Origin of the sequence: Myxococcus faecalis (assembly GCF_050039385.1) — a bacterium.
Taxonomy (GTDB): Bacteria; Myxococcota; Myxococcia; order Myxococcales; family Myxococcaceae; genus Myxococcus; species Myxococcus fulvus.
Genome location: NZ_CP144336.1, coordinates 4,601,527 through 4,622,980, shown reverse-complemented (window position 1 = coordinate 4,622,980; position 21,454 = coordinate 4,601,527). Strand labels below are relative to the sequence as shown.

General features: G+C 72.2%; 16 protein-coding genes. 8 read left to right on the top strand and 8 right to left on the bottom strand.

Going from position 1 to position 21,454, the window contains the following annotated elements; all coding sequences use genetic code 11:
- Positions 1–297: 297 nt before the first annotated feature.
- The gene (locus tag VZQ01_RS18510) at positions 298–642 is read left to right on the top strand and encodes a hypothetical protein (RefSeq protein ID WP_426748521.1); all 345 of its coding nucleotides are present in this window, start codon (positions 298–300) and stop codon (positions 640–642) included.
- A gap of 10 nt (positions 643–652) precedes the next feature.
- Here VZQ01_RS18510 and VZQ01_RS18505 read toward each other — a convergent pair whose 3' ends face one another.
- Both VZQ01_RS18505 and VZQ01_RS18500 read right to left on the bottom strand, forming a co-directional pair.
- The gene (locus tag VZQ01_RS18505; RefSeq protein WP_223782089.1) at positions 653–1,792 is read right to left on the bottom strand and encodes a hypothetical protein; all 1,140 of its coding nucleotides are present in this window, start codon (positions 1,790–1,792) and stop codon (positions 653–655) included.
- 18 nt (positions 1,793–1,810) lie between these two features.
- Positions 1,811–3,250: a vWA domain-containing protein gene (locus VZQ01_RS18500; protein ID WP_426748520.1), complete on the bottom strand. Its 1,440-nt coding sequence runs from the start codon at positions 3,248–3,250 to the stop codon at positions 1,811–1,813.
- 363 nt (positions 3,251–3,613) lie between these two features.
- On the opposite strand from VZQ01_RS18500, the gene VZQ01_RS18495 reads away from it, so the two are divergent.
- From VZQ01_RS18495 to VZQ01_RS18485, 3 genes are all read left to right on the top strand, one after another.
- Positions 3,614–5,134 (top strand): M91 family zinc metallopeptidase, encoded by a 1,521-nt coding sequence (locus VZQ01_RS18495; protein ID WP_426748519.1) that lies wholly within the window; start codon positions 3,614–3,616, stop codon positions 5,132–5,134.
- Positions 5,135–6,053: 919 nt separating this feature from the next.
- Complete coding sequence (locus tag VZQ01_RS18490; RefSeq protein WP_426748518.1) at positions 6,054–7,559, top strand: M91 family zinc metallopeptidase; 1,506 nt, start codon at positions 6,054–6,056, stop codon at positions 7,557–7,559.
- 3 nt (positions 7,560–7,562) lie between these two features.
- Positions 7,563–8,207 carry a hypothetical protein gene (locus VZQ01_RS18485; RefSeq protein WP_426748517.1) on the top strand — a complete coding sequence of 215 codons (645 nt, stop codon included), beginning with the start codon at positions 7,563–7,565 and terminating at the stop codon, positions 8,205–8,207.
- 4 nt (positions 8,208–8,211) lie between these two features.
- Here the strand turns inward: VZQ01_RS18485 and VZQ01_RS18480 are convergent, their stop codons facing one another.
- Both VZQ01_RS18480 and VZQ01_RS18475 read right to left on the bottom strand, forming a co-directional pair.
- Positions 8,212–8,868: a hypothetical protein gene (locus VZQ01_RS18480; RefSeq protein WP_426748516.1), complete on the bottom strand. Its 657-nt coding sequence runs from the start codon at positions 8,866–8,868 to the stop codon at positions 8,212–8,214.
- 6 nt (positions 8,869–8,874) lie between these two features.
- A complete protein-coding gene (locus VZQ01_RS18475) occupies positions 8,875–11,730 on the bottom strand; it encodes a PAS domain S-box protein (protein WP_223782095.1) in 2,856 nt (951 codons plus the stop codon).
- A gap of 291 nt (positions 11,731–12,021) precedes the next feature.
- Between VZQ01_RS18475 and VZQ01_RS18470 the strand changes: the two genes are divergently transcribed.
- Positions 12,022–13,695 carry a sensor histidine kinase gene (locus VZQ01_RS18470; protein WP_223751982.1) on the top strand — a complete coding sequence of 558 codons (1,674 nt, stop codon included), beginning with the start codon at positions 12,022–12,024 and terminating at the stop codon, positions 13,693–13,695.
- Between the two features lies 1 nt (position 13,696).
- On the opposite strand, the gene VZQ01_RS18465 is transcribed toward VZQ01_RS18470, so the two are convergent.
- Complete coding sequence (locus tag VZQ01_RS18465) at positions 13,697–16,261, bottom strand: sensor histidine kinase (RefSeq protein ID WP_426748515.1); 2,565 nt, start codon at positions 16,259–16,261, stop codon at positions 13,697–13,699.
- 69 nt (positions 16,262–16,330) lie between these two features.
- Positions 16,331–16,846 (bottom strand): GreA/GreB family elongation factor, encoded by a 516-nt coding sequence (locus VZQ01_RS18460; RefSeq protein WP_141330071.1) that lies wholly within the window; start codon positions 16,844–16,846, stop codon positions 16,331–16,333.
- Positions 16,847–17,024: 178 nt separating this feature from the next.
- Here VZQ01_RS18460 and VZQ01_RS18455 point away from each other — a divergent pair, with 178 nt between their 5' ends.
- From VZQ01_RS18455 to VZQ01_RS18445, 3 genes are all read left to right on the top strand, one after another.
- Positions 17,025–18,506 (top strand): DUF6891 domain-containing protein, encoded by a 1,482-nt coding sequence (locus VZQ01_RS18455; RefSeq protein ID WP_426748514.1) that lies wholly within the window; start codon positions 17,025–17,027, stop codon positions 18,504–18,506.
- A gap of 81 nt (positions 18,507–18,587) precedes the next feature.
- Positions 18,588–18,869, top strand: coding sequence for a rhodanese-like domain-containing protein (locus VZQ01_RS18450; protein ID WP_141330090.1), 282 nt, complete (start codon positions 18,588–18,590; stop codon positions 18,867–18,869).
- Between the two features lie 54 nt (positions 18,870–18,923).
- Positions 18,924–19,850, top strand: a complete 927-nt coding sequence (locus VZQ01_RS18445) for a DMT family transporter (protein ID WP_223751979.1) — start codon at positions 18,924–18,926, stop codon at positions 19,848–19,850.
- Between the two features lie 42 nt (positions 19,851–19,892).
- On the opposite strand, the gene VZQ01_RS18440 is transcribed toward VZQ01_RS18445, so the two are convergent.
- The gene (locus VZQ01_RS18440; RefSeq protein WP_426748513.1) at positions 19,893–20,822 is read right to left on the bottom strand and encodes an alpha/beta fold hydrolase; all 930 of its coding nucleotides are present in this window, start codon (positions 20,820–20,822) and stop codon (positions 19,893–19,895) included.
- Between the two features lie 328 nt (positions 20,823–21,150).
- On the bottom strand, positions 21,151–21,396 hold the full coding sequence (locus VZQ01_RS18435) for a hypothetical protein (protein ID WP_426748511.1): 246 nt from the start codon (positions 21,394–21,396) through the stop codon (positions 21,151–21,153).
- Positions 21,397–21,454 lie beyond the last annotated feature (58 nt).

Here is a 21,454-nt window from a genome sequence, read left to right as displayed (position 1 = left end):
TATGCCTCGCAGGTGGACGCTGCCCTTGGGGGCAGTGGAGCAGGTGGGCCGCGCCATGCCCGCCGGCCTGGGGCATGCGGCGCCGCTGTGAGTAGCAGGGCCCGGGCGCGCTCGCGCCACAATCATCCGGCCGGCTTTTACGTTTTTCTGCGGCCCAAGAGAAGCACCGCTGCTGTGCGTCCCCCCGGTGGGACGCCTGCCCTCCCGCCCGGGTGGGGGCCGAGTCGGCCGGTGGACTTCCCGGCGGGAAGCGCGGAGCCCATGTTCGACGCAAGGGATCAGCGCGGGGAGGCCCTCATGGCGGAAAAGGCTGGGGAAGACAAGGCGCGAGGGAGCAAGGCTCGGGGACAGGCCGCGGTGACGACGCGGCGCACCCAGCCGATGGAAGGGGAGGACCGGGGCTCGCTCGCCCTACGTCGGCCCACCTCGGAGTACCGCGCGGCGGCCGAGGAGCAGGCGGCGCGGGTTCGCGAGGAAATCGAGGCGGCGCTCCTGGTGGCACGCGACACTCGCGAGGCCATCGAACGTCGCATCGCGGACGAACTGCACGCGCCGCCCGGCAGCTTCCGGGCGCGGGCGCAGCAGCAGAAGCCCAAGCAGCGCCGGACGGCGGCGCGCAAGAAGAAGGGCCAGGCCTCCTGACGCGAGTCTTCTAGCTGTTGAGCCGCGTGGCCGCGCTGGTGGCGGGCCGCGCGGCGTCGTCCACGGGGGCGGGCGGCGTGGCGGACTCCTCGCCCAGGCCCTTGAGCCTGCGCGCCAGCTGCGCGGCCTGCTCCCCCTTGGTGCCCAGCTCGTGGCCCTGCGCGCCGACGAAGGACACGCGGGCGCGCTCCAGGAGGGCCACCTGGGCGTGGAGCTGGGCGAGCAGCCGCTCCTGCTTGCGGCCCAGGGCATCCAGGTGGTTGAGCTCCTCGCCCAGCGAGGACGCGGCGAGCTCCAGCTGGCGTCGCGCCACGGTGTCCTGGGTGGCGGCGGCGCGGGCGCGAAGCTCCTTCACCTGCGCGTCCACGTCATGGGCCACCACGGAGTCGAGCTGCGCGGTGAGGCCCGCGTGGGCCTCCGCGAGCGAGAAGCTCTCCGCGGCCATCTTCTCGACCACGCCGAGCAGCTCCTGGCGGCCGGGGCTCGCGGGCAGGCGCAGCGCGGAGCTCTTGCACTGCTGATACAGCCCGAGCGCGCGCGTGGTCAGCTCCTTGGCTTCACCCGAGAGCGTGCCCTGCAGCGTCTTGCCCCGCGCCTCGACGGCGTCGGTGTGCAGCACCAGGTGCGACATCAGCGTGCCGGTGCTCCAGAAGAGCGCCACGCAGGCGTAGCCCACCACCAGCGAGACGAGCGCGGTGTTCCCGAGAAAGTGGGCATCCAGCACCTGCTGCACGTACAGGCCCACCGGGGTGAGCACACCCGCGGCGGCGGCGCTCAGGGCGACGGGGACGGGCGCGCCGGGCTGTTCGCGGCCATGGCCCAGCCACGTCACCAGCGCGGCGGCGATGCAGCCCGCCACGCTCTGGGCCAGGGGCCACGGAGCGGAGAAGAGGAAGGGGAAGACGGGCAGCACGGTGAGGGCCGCGCGCAGCCCCCAGCCGCCACCCTTGGCCGTCCGGGCGGCGGCGAGCGCCGCGCCCAGCACCGCGAAGTAGCCCGGCTCCAGGGTGAGCCGGACGACGGGCTCGAAGGGGGCCCACAGGCGCAGCGCCAGCGCGGCGAAGATGCCCATGCACGCTCCACCCCCCAGTGCGCGCAGGGTGCGGGACTCGAACTCCTCGCGGTGGAGGATCTGCAGGGAGAGGGCCATGGGGCTGCACCGTCCTGACTAGTAGGCGTTGTTCTCGCCGAAGTTCTTCATGGTCTTCTTGTAGAGCTTCAGCGACTCGCGGCGGACCTCGTCGTCACTCGATGCCCCCTCATAGGCTGCCTGGGTCTGGTCCAGCTCCGCAAGCTCCCCCGAGAGCGCGTCCGCGGACGAGCCGAAAAGCTTCCGGGCGTTGCCCAACAGACCCATGGCGGCGCCGCGGTTGCCGCGCTTCATCTCCTCCGCGGCGGCGCGCATCTGCTGGGTTCCCAACGCTCGCACGGCGTGCACGCGCACCTCCCGGTCCAGGTTGGCGCGCACCAGCGAGGCGTCCTGGGTGACGACGGCGGACAGGGCCAGCTTCGTCTCGGCGCGCATGTCGCGGGGGACGTCCATGTAGCGCACGCTGGCCTGGAGCAGCGGGAGCGCGTCGGACGTGGCCTGGGTGTTGAGCGTCAGCTTCACGACGACGCGGATGGACTGCTCGCCAGCCAGGTCGTACAGCGGCACCTTGAGGGTGGTGCCCTCGCGGGTGGAGGGCAGGCCGAGCACCTGCGCGTCGCGGGCGACGGGGGGCAGCTCCAGGCGCAGCTCCACCTGACGGGCGACGGTGCTGGTGGCCTGGTCCAGCTCGCGGGAGAAGACCTCCGCCAGCCGGGCCGAGTCCTCGATGAAGCCGGAGAAGCCGCCGCCCTGCTCGGCCATGCCGCGCATGAGGGAGGCCTGGTAGTCCTCGCCCACGCCGAGCGCGCTGACGGTGATGCCCTCATCGCGCAGCTGGCGCGTCAGGTGGAACAGCTCCGGCTCGGTGACGATGCCGGTGGTGGGCTGGCCGTCGCTCAGGAGGATGGCGCGGCTGACGCGGTACTCGCGCAGGTGGGGGCGCAGGGCGACGGCGGCCTCGGTGAGACCGCCGCTGATGTTGGTGGAGCCGTCATCGCGGATGTTGGCGATGGCGGAGAGCAGCTCCTGGCGGACGGCCTCGGTGACGGGGCGGCTGGGGAGGACCTTCACGTCGGTGCCGTAGTGGATGAGGGCCAGCCGGTCCTCTGCGGTGAGGCGGCGCACCAGCTCCACGGCGGCGCTCCTGGCGTCGGCGAGCTTCTGGCCGCTCATGGAGCCGGAGCGGTCCACGACGAGGGCCAGGTTGACGGGGACGCGGCGGGCGGCGGTGGGGTTGGGGCGGGCCTTGACCTCCAGCCACGCGAAGGCCTCGCTGGGGCCCGTCTGGATGTAGCTGCCGGACAGCTTGCCGGAGAGGACGAGGGCGCCGTCATCCGGCAGGGACATGACGTGCGGCAGCAGGGTGGTGGCGGGGGGCTCGTCGGGCTGGGCCACGGTGTGGCTGGTGTCGGTGACGGGCGGGGTAGGAGGCGCGGGCGGCGGTGGAGGCTTGCCCAGCGAGAGCGCGCCCAGGGCGAGCAATCCGGCGGCGGACAGCAGCAGCAGGGTGCGGTTCATGCGGTTCCTCGGGGTGTGTGGCTTTGGCGGGAGGGACACTCGCCCGTCCGCCCCCCGGACCGCATCGGTCACCGGGAGGAGGGTCCCCCCGATGACCGATAACCCAGACGTCAGACATTGCGGCGCGAGGCATTCCGGGTCGCTGGACACCTCACCGCCCCGCTGGGTTCCCGGAGTCGGCGGATCCGGACCCCGAGGTGTCGCTCGGGGAGGATGGGGCGGATCATCATTTCTTCCCGAGAACCAAGAATCGAAGCAACTGCTCTCCGGGGATTCCGATAATCGGGAAGGTCGGAGCTTCTCCGACCGCGACTTCAGAGGGTCGGGACCGCACTGGGAGCGCGCCCGCCAGGAGAGGAAGACATGTCCACGATTGGCAAGACGGGTTCGCGCACCCCCACCTATGTGAAGCCCGAGCCGAAGGCGGAGACGGCGAAGCAGCCGGCCCAGGCGCAGCGCAACGCGGTGAAGACGGCGGTGGACCAGCGGATGAAGGACGGCTTCGACGCGGCCCCGGCTCGCGCGGGCTCGGCGTCCCGGCCGCAGGTGCTCACCGAGACGCGCACCACGGAGAATGCTCCGCCGAGCCCTGGTGGTGGGCTGGGCAAGGCCATCGCGAAGATCGCGGAGAAGGTGAAGCAGGCCGCGGGTTCGGCCACGGCGCCGCAGGTGAGCACGAACGCGAACGGTCAGACGGTGGTGGACCTGGGCGCGGGGAACAACACCGCGACGGTGACGATGAACAAGAGCGGCGGGCTGGTCATCAAGTCCGGCTCGGACACGGTGACGCTGTCGCCGGAGCAGTCGCGGAACGCCATCATCAACGGCGGCGCGGGTAACGACTCCATCACCGTGGACAAGAACGTCACGGTGGACGTGACGCTGGACGGTGGCGAGGGCAACGACAAGCTGACGGGTGGCGCGGGTCACGACACCATCCGCGGTGGCGCGGGCAACGACACCATCATCGGCGGCACGGGCAACGACTCGGTGTCGGGTGACGACGGCGACGACTACGTGGAGGGTGGCGCGGGCGACGACCTGGTGCAGGGTGGCGCGGGCCGCGACGTGCTCTACGGCCTGGACGGCAACGACTTGCTCAACGGCGGCGAGGGCCGCGACTACATCGACGGTGGCGCGGGTGACGACACGGCCACGGGCGGCGCGGGCGATGACCAGGTCATCGGCGGCCGCGGCGACGACACCCTGTCGGGTGGCGAGGGCAACGACGCGGTGGCGGGCGGCGCGGGCAAGGACACCGTCAGCGGCAACGCCGGCGACGACAAGCTCTACGTCGAGGAGGGCGAGGAGACGGCGGACGCGGCCGAGGGCGAGCGGACCATCGTCGACATGACGGACGCGGACCAGCGCGGCAGCTCGGTGAAGGTGGAGGGCTCGCCGGAGTTCCAGGCGCGCGTGCAGTCGGACCTGGACGCGATGCGCTCGCTGCCGTCGGGTCAGGAGCTGCTGGGCACGCTGGACAAGAGCGGCCGCTCGACGACGATTCGCGAGACGTCCGGTGGCAACACGGCGTCGGGCACCAACTTCAACGATGGCTTCTTCAACGCGGACGGCACGCCGGGCAAGGGCTCGGATGCGTCGGTGAACTACAACACCACGCGCATCTCGCTCGGTGGCGACGAGTGGATGAACCGTCCCCCGATCGTCGGTCTGTTCCACGAGCTGGTGCACGCGTCCGACATCGCGAACGGCACGCTGGCGAACGGCTCGAAGGACGGCGTGCGCAACCTGGAGACCTCGGCGGTGGGTCTGCCCATCGACCTGGACCAGAACCCGGCCACGCCGGACGTGGTGCAGCCGGGCCGCCCGGGTGAGAACGTCCTGCGCGACGAGCTGAACCTGCCCACCCGTCCGCACTACTAAGCCGCGCTTCGATGTGAGCCGCCGATGCTGGCGGGGGGCCCTCCCCGGGCGCCCCGCCTCCGGCACGGCTTCGACGTGGATTCAGGGCCGCGCAGGGGTGTGCCTGCTCCACGTGGGGGCGTGCTTCGCTCAGGCATGTGCCTCCGGCATGGCTTCGACGTGGATTCAGGGCCGCGCAGGGCTGTGCCGGCTCCACGCAGGGGCGTTCTCTGCTCGGGTATGCGCCTCCGGCGCGGCGTCGATGTGGACTCAGGGCCGCGAGGGGAGGTGCCTGCTCTACGTGGGGCTCTGCCTGGGCACGCGCCTCCGGCACGGCTTCGACGTGGATTCTGGGCCGCGAGGGGAGGTGCCTGCTCCACGTGGGGGGCTCTGCCCGGGCACGCGCCTCCGGCGTGGCGTCGATGTGGATTCAGGGCCGCGCGCAGGGATGTGCCTGCCCCACGGCGGGGGGCTGCTCAGGCACGCGCCTCCAGCGTGGCCTCAACGTGGATTCAGGGCCGCGCGCAGGGACGTGCCTGCCCCACGTTGGGGGCGCGCTCCGTTCGAGCACTCGCCTCTGGGGCTGCGTCGACGCCAATTCAGGGCCACGCAGGGATGTGCATGTTCCACATGGGGGCTCTGCCCGGGCACTCGCCTCTGGCGCCGCGTCGACGTGATGCAGGGCACCATGTGCTGGGTTGATTCGCACTCCTCTCCGCCAACCCCCTGGAACAACAGGCTCTTTGTGCGACGCGGACGCGTCGCGCGCCAGCGACTCGGTCCCGCTCCCCCATGGAACGAGTGATCCGCTCCCCCCATGGAACGAGTGATCCGCGCCCTGCCCCGGGCCTCGAAGCAACTGGCGTCCTGAGGTCCCGATAATCAAGGAGTTCGGCGTTGGTCCGCCTCACAGGCACGGGCCGCCTCAGGGAGAAGCCGCATGTCCACGATTGGGAAGACCGGTTCGCGCAGCACCTCGTACGTGAAGCCCGAGCCGAAGCAGGAGACGGCGAAGCAGCCGGCCCAGCGCCCCAACGTGGTGAAGACGGCGGTGGACCAGCGGATGAAGGACGGCTTCGACGCGGCCCCGACGCGCGCGAGCACCCCGTCCCGCGCTGGTGGCAGCGACTTCGAGGGTGCCCCTCCTCCGGGCCCGGGTGGCGGGCTGGGCAAGGCCATCGCGAAGATCGCGGAGAAGGTGAAGCAGGCCGCGAGTTCCGCGACGGCGCCGCAGGTGAGCACCAACGCCAACGGCCAGACGGTGGTGGACCTGGGCGCGGGGAACAACACCGCGACGGTGACGATGAACAAGAGCGGCGGGCTGGTCATCAAGTCCGGCTCGGACACGGTGACGCTGTCGCCGGAGCAGTCGAAGAACGCCATCATCAACGGCGGCGCGGGCAATGACTCCATCACGGTGGACCCGAACGTCACCGTCGACGTCACCCTGGACGGTGGCGATGGCAATGACACGCTGAAGGGCGGCGCGGGTCACGACACCATCCGCGGTGGCGCTGGCAACGACACCATCATCGGCGGCACGGGCAACGACTCGGTGTCGGGTGACGACGGCGACGACTACGTCGAGGGCGGCGCGGGCGACGACCTGGTGCAGGGCGGCGCGGGTCGCGACGTGCTCTACGGCCTGGACGGCAATGACCTGCTCAACGGCGGCGAGGGCCGCGACTACATCGACGGTGGCGCGGGCGACGACACGGCCACGGGTGGCGCGGGCGATGACCAGGTCATCGGCGGCCGTGGCAATGACCGGCTGAGCGGCGGTGAAGGCAACGACGCGGTGGCCGGCGGCGAGGGCGCGGACACCGTCAGCGGCGATGCCGGCGACGACAAGCTCTACGTCGAGGAGAACGAGACCACCGACGGCGCCGCGAGCGAGCGGACCATCGTCGACATGACGGACGCGAGCCAGCGCGGCCGCTCCGTGACGGTGGAGGGCAGCGCGGACTTCCAGGCGCGCACGCAGTCGGACCTGGACGCGATGCGCTCGCTGCCCTCGGGCCAGGACCTGCTGCGCACGCTGGACGACAGCGGCCACTCGACGACCATCAAGGAGACCACCAGCGGCAACTCCGCGTCTCCCGCCAACCGCGATGATGCCTGGTTCAACACGGACGGCACGCCGGGCAAGGGCACCGACGGCACGGTGAACTACAACACCACGCGCACCTCGCTCGGCGGCGAGGAGTGGATGACCCGTCCTCCCATCGTGGCCCTGTTCCACGAGCTGGTGCACGCGTCTGACTACGCCAACGGCACGCTGGCGCGCGGCGAGAAGAACGGCGTCAACAACCGCGAGACGTCCGCGGTGGGCCTGCCCATCGACCTGGACCAGAACCCGGCCACGCCGGACGTGGTGCAGCCGGGCCGCCCGGGTGAGAACGTCCTGCGCGACGAGCTGAACCTGCCCACCCGCCCGCGCTACTAGTCCATGCGGACCCTGCTCCAGGCTGGCGCCCTCGGCATGGCGCTGGCCATAATCGTCGGCTGCACGCGGGCGGAGCGCCCGGTGAATGCGGGAGGAAGCGTGGCCCAGGCGGACGTGGTGGAGCTGAAGGTGGAGTCGGTGTCGAGCGGGCCCGAGGGGCTCGCCGTCTCGTACGCGGTGCACAACGGCTCGCCGCGCGAGGTGCTGCTCGTGGACGGCCTGCCGGAGTGGGGGCCCACGGGCTACGTCGGCCTCGCCCCCGAGCGCGCGTACGTGGAGCTCTCCGGTGACGGCGCCGTGCTGCTGCGCGCGCTGGTGCCCGTGCCGGAGAACCTCGACGTGGAGGCGCCCGAGGTCCCCAACGTGAGCCTGTTGGCGCCCGGCGCCACCGTGTCCTCGCGTCTGGTGGTGCCCCTGCCGCTGCGCACGTCGCTGCCCTATCCCCAGGGCACGGAGACCACGCTGGAGCTGTCCGCCGTGCGCGAGCTGCGCCTGCGCGTGGGCTACCTGCCGGACGCCTCCGAGGTGCGGCTGCACGGCACGACGGAAGCGGGCGGGCGCACCTTCCGCACCGCCGAGTATGGCCAGGTGGTGACGCGTCAGCGCCTGCTGGACAGCGGGCCGCTGTCGCTCGACGGCGTGAAGTAGTCCGTCAGGGCGTGCGCCATAGCAGGCACGCCGGCGCGTCGTGTCCCGGCATGGCCAGCACCTGGAACGACGCCTCACGAGGCAGCGCGCGGAAGGCCTCCGACTCCACGGCCTTCCGCACCGCCTCACGCGCGCACTGGAGTGAGCGCACCACCAGCAGCTTCTCGAGCGGAGCGAACACCTCCAGCGCGCGAAGCCCGCGGTCCTCGGCCAGCTCCAGCAGCGCATCGCCCACCGAGCCCAGCCCGAAGCCGCCGCAGGTGTCGAAGTTGGTCGCGCTGGAGTCCAGCGCGTTCTCCGTCGCGGTCTCTTCGTAGTGGTGCTCGACGAGCCCCTGGCCCCACACCTCCTGGGGCACGTAGGGGCTCACGTCGCCGCCCGCCCAGTAAAGCAACAGGCCCGACAGCGGCCGGACGCGGGCGCGGCGCACGCCGTCCAGCGCCTCCCAGACGTACGCCTCCTGCCGCAGGTAGCGAGGCTCGCGGTACATCCCGAAGCTCTTCACCAGCCCCGCCGTCATCACCGCGACGAGCCCCGCGTCCACGGCCTGGGCCTCGGCCACCTGCGCGCTCACCTGCTCGAACCCGTCCGACTCGCGCACCCGTGCGAGCAGCCGCGCGGCGCATGTCTCCAGCTCTCGCAGCTCCTCATCGGTCCACACGCGGCGTCAGGCCTCCGGAGGTCGCAGGCGGACCAGGTCATCCACCACGCGCCGCACGCGTCCCTCGTCGAAGGGCTTCTCCAGGAGGAGATTCGGGATGCTCGCCAGGAACTCGCGGGCGCCCGTGGTGAATGCGCCGCCGGACACGAAGACGAAGCGCCCCTCCAGGCCCGCGTGCGCGCGCCGCACCAGCTCGTACACGTCGCGCCCCGTCAGGTCCGGCATCATCACGTCGCACAGCACCGCGTCCGGCTTCAGCCCCTGCTCGAGCAGCTCCAGCGCCTGTCGCCCGCTGCACGCCACCTCCACCTCGTGGCCGCGCAGGATGCGCTGAAGCACGCGGCCCACGGCGGGCTCGTCGTCCACCACCAGCACGCGTCCCCTCGGCGGACCCACCGGCGCGCCCGAGGGCTCCGGCGACGTGGCCACCGCGCGCGCCTCCGGCTCCGTGGTGGGCAGCACGACGCGGAAGGTGGTGCCCCGGCCCGGCTCGCTCTCCACGGTGATTTCACCGCCCAGCCCGTGGACGATGCTGTGACAGATGGACAGGCCCAGCCCCGTGCCCACGCCCACGGGCTTGGTGGTGAAGAACGGGTCGAAGATGCGGTCGATGACCTCGCGGGCGATTCCCACGCCCGTGTCCTGCACCTCCACCACCACGCGCGACAGCCCGTCCCGCCGCGTCGCCAGCCGGATTTCGTGCCGGTGCGCGGAGCCCTCGGGGATGGCCTGCGCGGCGTTCACCACCAGGTTGAGGAACACCTGGCTCAGCTTGCCCTCGTTCGCCATCACCGAGGGGATGTCGCCGTACTCCCGCTTGAGCTGCGCGCGGTGGCGGATTTCGTTCGCCGCCATCATCGCCACCGACTCCAGCACCGTGTGCACATCCAGCGGCGACACGCGCTCCTCGTCGGGACGGGAGAACGTCTTCAGCTGACGGACAATCTGGCGCACCCGCTCCGCGCCCTCGCAGGCCTCGTGCAGCACCTCGCCCCACTCGGCCAGGTCGGGCTCGCCGCGCAGCCGGGCCTGCAACGCCGCGGCGCCGTCACCCGGGGGCAGGTTGCGGCGGAACTCGTCCGACAGGAAGCTCAGGTTGGACAGCACGAAGGCCAGCGGGTTGTTGATTTCGTGCGCGATGCCCGCCGCCAGCGTGCCCACCGACGCCAGCCGGTCCGCGAGCGTCAGCCGCGCCTGCAGCTGCCGCTGCTCCGTCACGTCGCGCGCGATGGACACCACCGCGGGCTGTCCGTCGAAGCGCAGGGGCAGCGAGACGACCTCCGCCACGCGCGTGCGCCCGTCGCGCCGCACCAGCCGCCGCTCGCCCGTGAGCGCGCCCGCGCGCACCGCCTCCACGCCGCGCATGTCCTTGACGAACTCGGAGAGCTGACGGCCCACGAGCTGCTCGGCCCGCTCGAAGCCCAGCGTGCCCACCAGCGCCGCGTTCGCGTAGACGATGTGCCCGTCCCGCTCGATGGCCGCCGCGTCCGGCACGCCCTCCAACAGCGCGCGGAAGCTCGCCTCGGACAGCCGCAGCGCCTCCTCCGCCTGCCGGCGCTCGGTGATGTCGCGCGCCAGGCCCTCCACCGCCACCATGCGGCCCATGGCGTCCGTCACCGGCACCACCACGTGCTCCAGCCACAGCATGCGGCCGTCCGGGTGCAGGTAGCGCACCGTCACCGGCGCCCCCGCCGACGCGCGCGGCGCCTCGAGCAGCTGCTCCAGCGCGGCGCGGTCCTCCGGGTGCACGCGCCGGTACCACAGGTCCGCGTCGCCGTAGTGCGCCACCGGCCCGTAGCCCAGCTTCGCGTGCGCCACCCGGCTGACGTAGACGAAGCCCCGGGGCGCCTCGCGCCGGTACAGGTACAGCACGTCCGACGCGTTCTCCGCGAGCTGACGGAAGCGTCGCTCACGCTCACGCAGCGCGCGCTCCGACTCGCGCCGCTCCAGCGCGACGGAGATGGCGCCCGCCGCGGCGGACAGCAGGTCCACCTCCAGCCGGTCCCACCGCCGCGCCTCCGAGCAGTTGTCGAAGCCCACGAAGCCCGTCAGCGCCCCCTGCACGCGCAGGGGCAGCACCAGGATGGAGAGGATGCCCTGCGGGTCCAGCAGCGCCCGCTCCACCTCGGGGAAGCTCGCCACCAGGCCCTCGATGACATCGCCCCGCGACAGCGTCGTCTCCCAGCGCTCCAGCACGGGCACCATGGGCACGTTCTGCAGGTCCGGGTTGTCGATTTCCGCGTGCACGCCCGGCGCGCACCACTCCGCGCGCTGGCTGCACATCCGCTCCCCGGATGGGCCCGGGTGCAGGTCGAAGACGTAGACGCGGCTGGCCCCCGCGGCGAGCCCCAGCGACGACAGCACGGAGCCGTACAGGTCTCCGCCATCGCGCACCGCGAGCAGCCGCTGCTGCATCTCCACCAGCGCCGTGAGGTAGCGCTCACGCCGCGCCAGCGCCCCGTCCGACGCCTTGCGCTCGGTGATGTCGTTGAGCGTGCCGGACGTGCCCACCAGCTCGCCGTCCTCGCCCACCATCACCCGGCCGAAGACCTCCACCCAGCGGAAGCCTCCATCGCGCGTCAGGTAGCGCACCTCGATGCGCACGTGCTCCACCTCGCGCGTCATCAGCCGGCGCAGGTTCTCCCGACAGGGCGCGTGGTCCTCCGGGTCCACGAAGTCGAGGAACGACTTGCCCAGCGACACGTCCACCGCGTGGCCGGTGATTTCCGTCCACGCGCGGTTGAGGAACGTCCACCGGCCCTGCACGTCCGTCTGGAACACCACCTCCTTCAGGCTGTCGATGACGAGCCGGTAGCGTCGCTCGTGTGGAGTCCAGTCTGGCCTGGGGGGCGGCGTCTGCATGTTGAGGCTCGAGGAAGTGGACGGCGCTCATCCGGACGAGGAGTCCGGACGATGTGCAACTATCCAACGATTCAGGATTTCCTGCAGTCCAAGCAAGGGGGCTGGCCTGACCCCGGGGCAGGGATTCGGACCGCGTGCCGTTGGATGTTGTGCGAGGGCGGGGAGTTGTCTTCCTTCAGGCGGGTGGGGATGCCACCATGCCACGAGCGGAAAGTCCCTGAACTCATGTCCTCTGGCCGCGCCCAGCTTTCTTTGATTCATCAGGCGCTCGCGGAACGGGCGGAAGCCCGGTTGAGCGATGCGGCGCTGCGCCTGCTCGTGGAGCAGACGGGCGAGGCCGTGCTGCTGATGGATGCGACGGGCCGCGTGCTCGCCTTCAACTCCGAAGCCGGGTCGCGCTTTCGTATTCCCCCGCCCGAGAGAATCGAGCCTCACGGCAATCTTCCAGGCTGCGTCTGGGTTCGGTTGGACCAGGGCGGTGGGGTGCCCGCGGTGTCACCGCTGTCCCGGGCGCTCGCGGGCGAGGGGGTGCGCGACGAGCGCTGGGGCCTGCGCCGTCCGGACGGCACGCGGGTGGTGCTCGAGGGGAGCGTGTTCCCGGTGGGGCAGGAGCCCGGCGCGAAGCCGGCCGGCGTGCTGCTGCGCGCGCGGGAGGTGATGGAGGAGCCGCGGCTGGACGCGATGCGCGCGGCGCGGCTGCTCGCGGAGGCGGGCGCGCTCCTGGCCGCGGAGCTGGAGAACGAGGAGCGGGTGGAGCCGCTCTTGCGGCTGCTCGTGCCCACGTTGGCGGACGCGGGGGTGTTCTTCCTGGGGGCCGGCGGCGAGGCGGTGCGCGCGGCGGCGGCGGTGCACGCGGAGCCGGAGCGCCACGTCCTGCTGGTGGACATGCTGCGGCGCTACCCGCCGGACCCGCTGGACCCGCGCGGGCTGCCGGCCCTGTTCCTCACCGGGCGCACCGAGCGGGTGGCCGAGCTGTCGGACGCGCACGTGGAGGCCCTCACCCGGGACTCCGAGCACGCGCGGCTGTTCGCGCTCCTCGGGGTGACGCGCTACCTGGGCGTGCCGTTGGTGGCGCGCGGACGCGTCATCGGCGCCCTGGCGCTGTTCCGCTCGGAGGGGGCGCCCGCCTTCGGTGACGAGGAGGAGCGGGTGGCGGAGGAGCTGGCGCGCCGGGCGGCGCTGTCCCTGGACAACGCGCGGCTGTTGCGCGAGGCGCGCGAGGCGGTGCGGCTTCGCGACGAGTTCCTGGGCATCGCCAGCCACGAGCTGAAGACGCCGCTGACGCCGTTGCACCTCAAGGTTCAGCTGCTCCAGAAGCAGGTGGACGTGCTGGCCGCCCACGGCAAGCCCGTGTCCGCCGAGCGCGTCTCCGAGACGCTGGACGTGGTGCAGCGCCAGGTGCGCAAGCTGACCAGCCTGGTCGACAACTTGTTGGACGTGTCGCGCATCACCGCCGGCCGGCTGAAGCTGGAGCTGGAGGAGATGGACCTGGCGAGCGTGGCGGCGGAAATCCTCTACCGCTTCGCGCCGTCCGCGGCCCAGCTCCACTGCTCGCTGGAGATGCACGCGCCGGTGCCGGTGCTGGGGCGGTGGGACCGGCTGCGGCTGGAGCAGGTCGTCACGAACCTGCTGTCCAACGCGCTGAAGTACGGCGCGGGCCAGCCCGTGCGCCTCACGGTGGAGGCGGACGGGCGCACCGCGCGCCTCACCGTGGAGGACGGCGGCATCGGCATCTCCGCGCAGGACCTGCCGCGCATCTTCGAGCGCTTCGAGCGCGCGGTGAGTGACCGGCACTACGGCGGCCTGGGGCTGGGGCTCTACATCACCCGGCAGATTGTCGAGGCGTTCGGCGGCACGGTGAAGGCCACGAGCGCGCTGGGGCAGGGCTCCACCTTCGTGCTGGAGCTGCCCCGGGGCGACATCCCGGACGAGTGGCTGTCCGTGCCGGGCGCGCCCGAGCCCTGAGTCACGCGGCCGCGTCGGACACGGCGGGCGGCGCGACGTTGCGCGGCAGCCGGACGTGGAACGCGCTGCCCTGCTGCGGCCCCGGGCTCTCCGCCCAGATGGTGCCGCCGTGGCGCTCCACGATTTCGCGGCAGATGAACAGGCCCAGGCCCAGGCCGCCGTAGTGGCGCGCGGTGGCGTTGGAAGCGCGCGCGAAGGGACGGAACAGCCCCGCCAGGCTCTCCGGGGGGATGCCGATGCCCTCGTCCTTCACGTGCACGTGGATGCTGTCGGGCGCCTCCTCCAGCGTCACGCGGACCAGGCCCCCCTGGGGCGAGTAGCGCACGGCGTTGCTCACCAGGTTGGTGAGCACCTGGTCCAGCCGGGGCGCGTCCCAGTCGCCCTCCACGGGGTGCTCGGGCACGCGCAGCTCGAAGGTGACGCCGCCCTCGCCGCGCAGCTCGAAGCGCTCCATCACCTCGCGCAGCACGGGCAGCAGGTCCACGCGCTGGCGCTCCAGCTCGAAGCGTCCGCCCTGGATGCGCGCGGTGTCGAGCAGGTCATCCACCAGCCGGGCCAGCCGCTCCGTCTGCCGCGCCATGGAGCGCAGCGCCTTGAGCAGCCGCTCGCGCTCCGGGAAGTCGCCGCTCTTCTCCAGTCGCTGGAGCGTCAGGGCCGCGAAGCCCTTGAGTGGCGTGAGGGGCGTGCGCAGCTCGTGGCTCGCCACGCTGAGGAACTCCTCGCGCGCGCGCACCGCTTCCTTCAGCTCCGCCTGCGTGGCGCCGGTGCGGTCCGCCATCTCGTTGAAGCCGCGCGCCAGCTCTCCCAGCTCGTCGTCCTCCTCCACCTCCACGCGGCGGGTGAGGTCGCCGGCGGCCAGGGCGGCGGTGGCCTCGCGCAGCGTGCCCAGCCGGCGGATGACGTCGCGCGCGACGAGCTGCGAGAGCGCCAGGGCCAGCAACACGCCCATCAGCACCAGCCCCACCACGGCCGCGCTCATGCGAGTAATCGCCGCGTACGCCACGCCCAGCTCCTGCGTCACCACGACGCTCCAGGGCGAGCCCTCCACGGGCGCCTCGGCCGCGAGCACGCGCCGGTCCGCCGCGTCGAACGCCTCCAGCACGCCGCCACCGGGCCGCGCCAGCTCCTCCTGCAGCGCCTCCGGCAGGTGCGCGGAGCCCAAGAGCTGGGCGCCCGGCGCGGTGTCCCGGAGGATCTTCTGTCCGCGCCGGTCCAGCACCTGCACGCGGAAGCGGCGCGACGCGGGCGTGGCGGCCTCGCTCAGCCGCTCCAGCGAGAGCAGCCCCACGAGCAGGCCCCGGCGCGCGCCGTGGAGGTCGAGCTGGAAGGGCAGGGCCACGGCCACGAGCGGCTTGTCGGGCGGCCGGGTGAAGGGCAGCGACAGCGGCAGCTCCCCGGGCGCGGGGGCCTCCGGGAACAGCTCCCGCATCTGGAAGCCCCAGCCCTCCAGTCCCTCGGAGGTGGCCAGCACCGTCGCGCGCTCGTCGAGCACCAGCGCGGCGTGGAAGGTGCGCTCGCGCGCGGCGAGGTTGGAGAGGTACGGCCGCAGGGACTCGCGCTCCCCGCTCATGAGCGCGGCGCGGAAACCCGGTGACTCCAGCAACAGGTACAGCGATTCGCGCGAGTCATCCAGGTAGCGCCGGGTGAAGTCCGCCTCGCCCGCCGCCGCGTAGCGCGTGTCGTCGCGCACCTGCTTCTCGATGGCCTTCTGCGCCAGGTACGCGGCCAGTCCCCCCAGCGCGAGCAGCGGCACCAGGCCCGCGAAGGCCAGCCCGCGCAAGAGCTTCCAGCCCACCGTGCGCGGCGCGCGCGGCCGCCAGCTCACCGCCTGCGCGACACACGCGAGCGCCAGCACGGTGTAGACGCTGGCGCCCAGCCACGACGCGCCCCGCGCCAGCGCGTACGCCAGCAGCGAGAAGGGCACCGCGAGCACGCCCATCAGCAGCGCGGGCACGCGCGGGTGCAGCCAGCGCGCGGGCAGGAGCAGCCCCACGCCGCCCGCCGCGAAGAGCAGGCCCACCAGCGGCCGCAGCGGGGCCAGGTGCGCGTAGACGGACAGCGGGAAGCGCTCCGGCACGGACAGCAGCGCCACGCCGAACGCGGTGCCGGTGAGGGCGGCGAGCCCCCGCAGCATGGCGCGCTGGCGCAGGGCGGGAATCCCCTCCAGGAGCAGTCCGACGAACAGCAGCGGGTACAGCACGATGCCCGTGAGGCTGCCGGGCAGCACGTTGAGCACCCACCAGTACAGCGCGATGGCCACGCCCAGGAGCAGGCGTCCGCCCACGTCCAGCCAGCGCGGCGCGCGCGGATACAGCAGGGCGCCCATCAGGGCGATGCTGCCGGTGAGGTACACGACGCCCAGCAGCCGCACGTACGGGTACAGGGGCCGGAACGCGGCCACCCGGAACTCGTAGGGCACGTACGTCATCAGCACGCCGAACAGCAGGCCGATGAGCGCCGCGGGCCAGGTCAGCGGCAGCAGGGTGGCGGAGGCGTGCGCCTGGGGCGTGCGCGCTGGGGGAGGTGGAGACATCTTCTTCCCGGATTCAGGCGTGGCCGGGCCCATGGTTCTAGTGCTCCCTCGCCGAGCGTCGGGGGCCTGACACCCCGGACGACCAGGGCGGGACACCCGGCGTCAGGCGACCTCGAGCACCGTCCACTCGCGCACCTCGCCCGCCAGCGTCACTTCGATGGTGTCTCCCGCCTTGCGGCCCATGAGCGCGCGGCCCACCGGGGATGCGGGGGTGATGACGGACAGGAAGCCGTCGCCGCCGGGGCCCGTCAGCTCCGTGCCCGCGCCCACGGGCAGCACGAAGAAGGTCCGCTCGGCGAAGCCCTCCTCGTCCTCGGTGCTGACGTCCACCAGCGCGCCCAGTCCCACCGGGCCCTGGCGCGAGAAGCGCGGCATGGGGGCCTGGCCGAAGTGCGTCAGCGCCTGGAGCTCCTCCTGCACCCGGCGGGCACGGTTGGCCTGCCCCGTGGCCAGGCTGCCGAACTCCAACGCCGCGCGGCCGTCCTCCTTCTTCTCCGACTCGGTGGCCAGGCTGCGGGCCGCCTCGCGAGCCTCGGCCTCGGCCCTGTGGGCCAGCCGGTCGCTCTGCTGGAGGCGCTCGGCGAGCTGGAGGAGCAGTGCCTGCTTGTCGAGTGACATGATGGCACAGAACTGTAGCGCGCCTGGGCGCCGGCTCCAGTTTTCCGTCGCCACCGGGCACCCCCTCGCGGGCTCGCACCGTGTGGGCCGATGCGACATCCCGTGCACCTGGGCGTTCTTCCTCGTGGCAAGCCCGTACACGGCGCCGGCCCCCCACCCACCGGGAAGGACGCGACAGATGGAGAACGAGGAGCTGCGGGGGCGCATCCGCGAAGTCGCCCGGGAGGTGCTGGGCGAGGCGCTCTCGCTGGGCGTCACCACCTGGCACGCGCCGCCTCGGGGCTACGTCAACGTCGACGAAGTCGACCCGGACACGGGACAGGTCGCCTTCCGCACCCTGACGTCGACGCTGGGCGAGGTGCACCTGCGGCTGTGGGCGAAGCAGCAAGGCCTGCTCGAGGAGGTCGAGGCGCTGGCGAAGCGGCTCAGGGCGCTCGCCCCGCGTCCTCCGTCGGAGCAGGAGCAGTGGGAGCTGCGGGTGCTCGCGCTGGCGCAGGAGGTCCTGGAGCCCGCGGGGCACGACGCCGTGGTCGAGTGGCGAGGGGACGGCCATCTGGAGGTGGGCGTGCACACCTTCGACAGGCGCGAGTGGCGCTTCCAGCTCGAGACGCTGGCGACCACGCGCGGGGATGTCCCGGAGCCGGGATGCGCGCGGCGATTGGGGCTGGAGGCCCAGGCCCTGGCGCTGGCGGCGAAGCTGGGGGCGCTGGGATTCCAGGCGATGAGGGCCCCGGAGCCCGAGGACGAGGCCGCGCGGGTGCCGGGCGTGGTGGAGGCGGTGCTCGAGCAGTTCGAGTACGGCCACCACCCGTTGAACAGCCTCTTCGACTACCTGGGCATGCCGGACTGGGATGAAATTGACGACGACCGGCTGCGGCGTCGGGTGCTGGAGCAGGTCTGCGCGCACGTGCGGGCGCGCGCCGAGGAGGAGAAGACCTGGCCGGACGTCATCCCCGCGGACCGGCTGGAGGCGGCGTTCGACGTGCTGCGCGCGCGGGGCTTCGTGGCGGAGATGTCCGCGTCCACCACGATGAGCGGCGGGTGGGAGGTGTCGCGCGAGCTGGCGGACCTGCGCCGGGAGCAGGGCGAGACGATTGTCGGCACGGTGTTCTTCGACCAGCAGGACGCGGCCTCCGCGATGGAGGGCCACCCGCTGCACCTGGCCTATGGGCTCGTCAACGACGCGGAGGACGACGCGCGCGAGGACGAGCGCACCGAGGCGGAGGACGCGAAGGTGAGCGAGGACGCGGCGGCGGTGGGGCGCACCATCGTCGAGGTGCTGCGCGAGCACGGCTTCACGCCGGAGTGGAGCGGCGACGCCAGCAGCCGAATCACCCTGAAGCCGGCCTTCGTCTGGCGGCGTCGGCGCGCGCGGGTGGACACCACCGAGACGTGGTCCTTGGGTGAAGGCAACCGAATCCTGGCGCTGCTGGTGGAGTTCCTGCCCAGGCTGCGCGCGTTCGAGTTCTTCCCCGGGGACGGCGTGGGGGTGCACGAGCTGCGCTCGGACAGCCTGCGCGAGCTCACCCTTTGCTACGACCGGGAGGAGGCCGCGAAGGACGCGCTCGCCACGGTGGTGGCCCAGGCGCGCGAGCGCTTCCCCGCGCTCCAGTCGCTCACGGTGAGGGCGGGCGGCTTCGAGGAGACGGTGGAGCTCTGAGCCGGGGGATGTGCCTTGAAGGGAACAGGACCCGCGCGACGAGCGAGCCCTGCCCCGGGCAAGTAGGGCATGCTGTCGCCCATGACGCCCCAGGAACTGTCACAGAAGGCCCGGCAGCTCGTCGCCGATGGCGCGGTGCTGCTGGACGTGCGCACCCCTCAGGAGTTCCAGCAGGGACACCCCGAGGCCGCTCGCAACATCCCCGTGCAGGAGCTGCCCCAGCGCGTCAAGGAGGTCGGCCCGCCCGGCACCCCCGTGGTGGTGTACTGCGCCGCCGGAGGCCGCAGCGCGGTGGCCACACAAATTTTGCGCGCCAATGGTTTCCCGGACGTCTTCGACCTGCGCTCGGTGAACAACTGGTGACCGCGGGGCCGTGCGAGGCCTGGGCCCCGCGCGACGCGTGACAAGGCGGGCGGCATGGAGCAGCGTGCCGTCGCTCCCGTCATGAACCGCACCGCTGGTTTCCTCATCGTGGCCCTGTCCGGTGCGTGCTTCGGCGCGCTCGGGCTCTTCGGGCGCCTGGCCTACGCGGCCGGCGCGGACGTCTCCACGCTGCTGTTCCTGCGCTTCACGCTGGCGGGCTCGGTGCTCGGCGCGGTGATGGTGGCGATGCGCCAACCGCTGCCCAAGGGGCGCCTGCTGGTGTCGCTCATCCTGCTGGGCGCGGTGGGCTACGTGAGCGAGGCGGGCGTGTACTTCGCCGCGCTCCAGCACGCGCCCGCGGGGCTGGTGGCGCTGCTCTTGTACTCGTTCCCGGCGCTGGTGGCCCTGCTCCAGGTGTTCGTCTTCCGCGAGAAGCTGGGGCGCATCAAGTGGGTGGCGGTGGTGCTGGCCCTGTGCGGCACGGGGCTCACGGCGGACCTGAGCCAGGGTGGGGTGACGCCGCTGGGGGTGACGCTGGGGCTGTTGTCCGCGCTGCTGTATGCCGTGTACGTCGTCACCAGCGCGCGCGTGGCGGGCCGCGCGGGGCCGCTGGTCTCCAGCACCGTCATCCTGATGTCCGCGGGGCTCACCTTCGGACTGGCGACGCTGGTGAAGGGGCCGTCCTTCCCCACGACGACGCTGGGCTGGGCCGCGGTGGTGGGCCTGTCGCTCATCTCCACCGTGGCCGCCGTGTTCCTCTTCTTCCTGGGCATGGCGCGCATCGGCCCGGTGAACACGTCGCTGGTGTCCAACATGGAGCCGCTGACGGCGGTGGTGCTGAGCGCGCTCTTCCTGAACGAGCGGCTCAGCCTGCGTCAGGGCCTGGGCGGGGTGCTCATCCTCACGGCCGCCGTGCTGCTCGCGCGCTCGGATGTCCCGGGGCAGAGCCTGAAGCCCGAGGGCGCGGATACCACCGCGTGAGGCACACCCGCCCGGGAGTGCCTCACGCGGGCCGTCGAGGGACTACCGCGTCACGCGCTTGATGAACTGACTCACGTCGCGCACGAAGGTCCGCGGCAGCTCCGCGTGGGGCGCGTGGCCGGTGTCGGGGTAGAGGATGAAGCGCGCGTCGGGCAGCGCATTGACGAGCGCCTGCTGCTGCGCGACGGGGAAGAAGCCGTCCTGGTCTCCGCCCACCACGAGCACGGGCACGCGGATGGAGCCAAGGCGCTGGGAGTGGTCCTCCGCGATGAGCCCGTCGAGCGAGTCCTGCCACACGCGCGCGGGGACCTTCAGGCTCTCCGACACGAGCGTGTCCAGGTAGGACGCGGGCACGGAGCGCACGAAGGTGCTCGACTGGAACTCGCGCACGAAGTCGGGGTCGACGGTGCCCACCTGCTCGTCGACGACGGACTTCAGGCCCAGGGCCACCTCGTTGCCCGCGACGGTGGGGGCCGAGCCCACCAGCACCAGCGCCTCCACGCGGCGCGGGTGGTCCAGCGCCACCTGCTGCGCGATGAAGCTGCCCATCGAGTGGCCGACGAGGATGGCGCGAGGCTCACCCACGGCGTCGAGGAAGGCCGCCACATCCGCCGCGAAGTGCTGCTGCGTGTAGCAGCACGCGGGGCGGGACGAGTCGCCGTGGCCGCGCTGGTCCAGCGCGTAGATGTGCAGGTCGCGTGAGAAGCGCGACAGGTTCAGGTCCCAGGTGTGGTGCGAGTCCGTGTAGCCGTGCAGGAAGACGACGGCGGGGCCACGCCGCGAGCCCTGCTCCACATAGCGGAGCGTCACGCCGGTGCGCAGGCGGATGGAGCGCTCGCGGGGCGCGGAGGACAGCTCGCTCGACTGCGTCAGGCTCTCGGTGTCCGCGGGAGCCGCGGTGGGCTCCGCCTCGGGCGCGGGGCCGCAGGCGAGCAGGGGAAGCGTGAGCAGGGCGGCGAGGAGCGTCTTCATGGATGCGTGCCTTGTCCAGTCCCGGCGGGGAATCCGCCGTGCACGCATCATCCTACGACTACCTCTGACATTGCCTCGGTTGCCGCGACGTGTGGGGTCGTCTTCGCTCCAGGTCCGAGGTGAAACAGACCCGGTCGAGATGTCTCACGCCACTCGGAGCGGAAGGTTCTTGTCGCGGCGAAATCTGTATCAAGTCCGTGTCGCGAACCTGGCTTGACGATGCGCGAAGACGACGTCTCGAAGGGCCAGGTCCGCACGCCCATGACGTGCCGCGACGTAGGGCGGGGCCACGGTTTTTCAGCGATGGGCCGCGCTGGCGCGAAGCGCTTCAGGGCTTGTCGCTGGCGGTCTTGGACTCTTCTTGCTTCGCGTCCGGAGCATCCGAGGAGCGGTCCGGTCCGTACACGGGCTCGCTGGAGGGATTCGGAGGGGGCTCCTGGAAGTTCCGGCTACCGCCGCGGTCGCTCGGGTGACCGACCTCGTGGCCGGGGAAGAGCGCGCGGGCGAGCCACCAGTAGTTGCTGCAACCCGTGAAGAAGAGACTGGCGATGACGGCGACGGCGACGTTGCGCATGGCATTCTCCGACGGCTCTGAATCCCGCACCGTAGTCGAGTTCTCCACATGACCGGCG

Bases quoted from the DNA above. Each gene is read 5' to 3' on its own strand.
- VZQ01_RS18450 (WP_141330090.1), top strand. From the start codon at position 18,588: ATGACGCCCCAGGAACTGTCACAGAAGGCCCGGCAGCTCGTCGCCGAT.
- VZQ01_RS18465 (WP_426748515.1), bottom strand. From the start codon at position 16,261: ATGGGCCCGGCCACGCCTGAATCCGGGAAGAAGATGTCTCCACCTCCC.
- VZQ01_RS18445 (WP_223751979.1), top strand. From the start codon at position 18,924: ATGGAGCAGCGTGCCGTCGCTCCCGTCATGAACCGCACCGCTGGTTTC.
- VZQ01_RS18455 (WP_426748514.1), top strand. From the start codon at position 17,025: ATGGAGAACGAGGAGCTGCGGGGGCGCATCCGCGAAGTCGCCCGGGAG.
- VZQ01_RS18495 (WP_426748519.1), top strand. From the start codon at position 3,614: ATGTCCACGATTGGCAAGACGGGTTCGCGCACCCCCACCTATGTGAAG.
- VZQ01_RS18475 (WP_223782095.1), bottom strand. From the start codon at position 11,730: ATGCAGACGCCGCCCCCCAGGCCAGACTGGACTCCACACGAGCGACGC.
- VZQ01_RS18460 (WP_141330071.1), bottom strand. From the start codon at position 16,846: ATGTCACTCGACAAGCAGGCACTGCTCCTCCAGCTCGCCGAGCGCCTC.
- VZQ01_RS18510 (WP_426748521.1), top strand. From the start codon at position 298: ATGGCGGAAAAGGCTGGGGAAGACAAGGCGCGAGGGAGCAAGGCTCGG.
- VZQ01_RS18505 (WP_223782089.1), bottom strand. From the start codon at position 1,792: ATGGCCCTCTCCCTGCAGATCCTCCACCGCGAGGAGTTCGAGTCCCGC.
- VZQ01_RS18500 (WP_426748520.1), bottom strand. From the start codon at position 3,250: ATGAACCGCACCCTGCTGCTGCTGTCCGCCGCCGGATTGCTCGCCCTG.
- VZQ01_RS18435 (WP_426748511.1), bottom strand. From the start codon at position 21,396: ATGCGCAACGTCGCCGTCGCCGTCATCGCCAGTCTCTTCTTCACGGGT.
- VZQ01_RS18485 (WP_426748517.1), top strand. From the start codon at position 7,563: ATGCGGACCCTGCTCCAGGCTGGCGCCCTCGGCATGGCGCTGGCCATA.
- VZQ01_RS18490 (WP_426748518.1), top strand. From the start codon at position 6,054: ATGTCCACGATTGGGAAGACCGGTTCGCGCAGCACCTCGTACGTGAAG.
- VZQ01_RS18440 (WP_426748513.1), bottom strand. From the start codon at position 20,822: ATGAAGACGCTCCTCGCCGCCCTGCTCACGCTTCCCCTGCTCGCCTGC.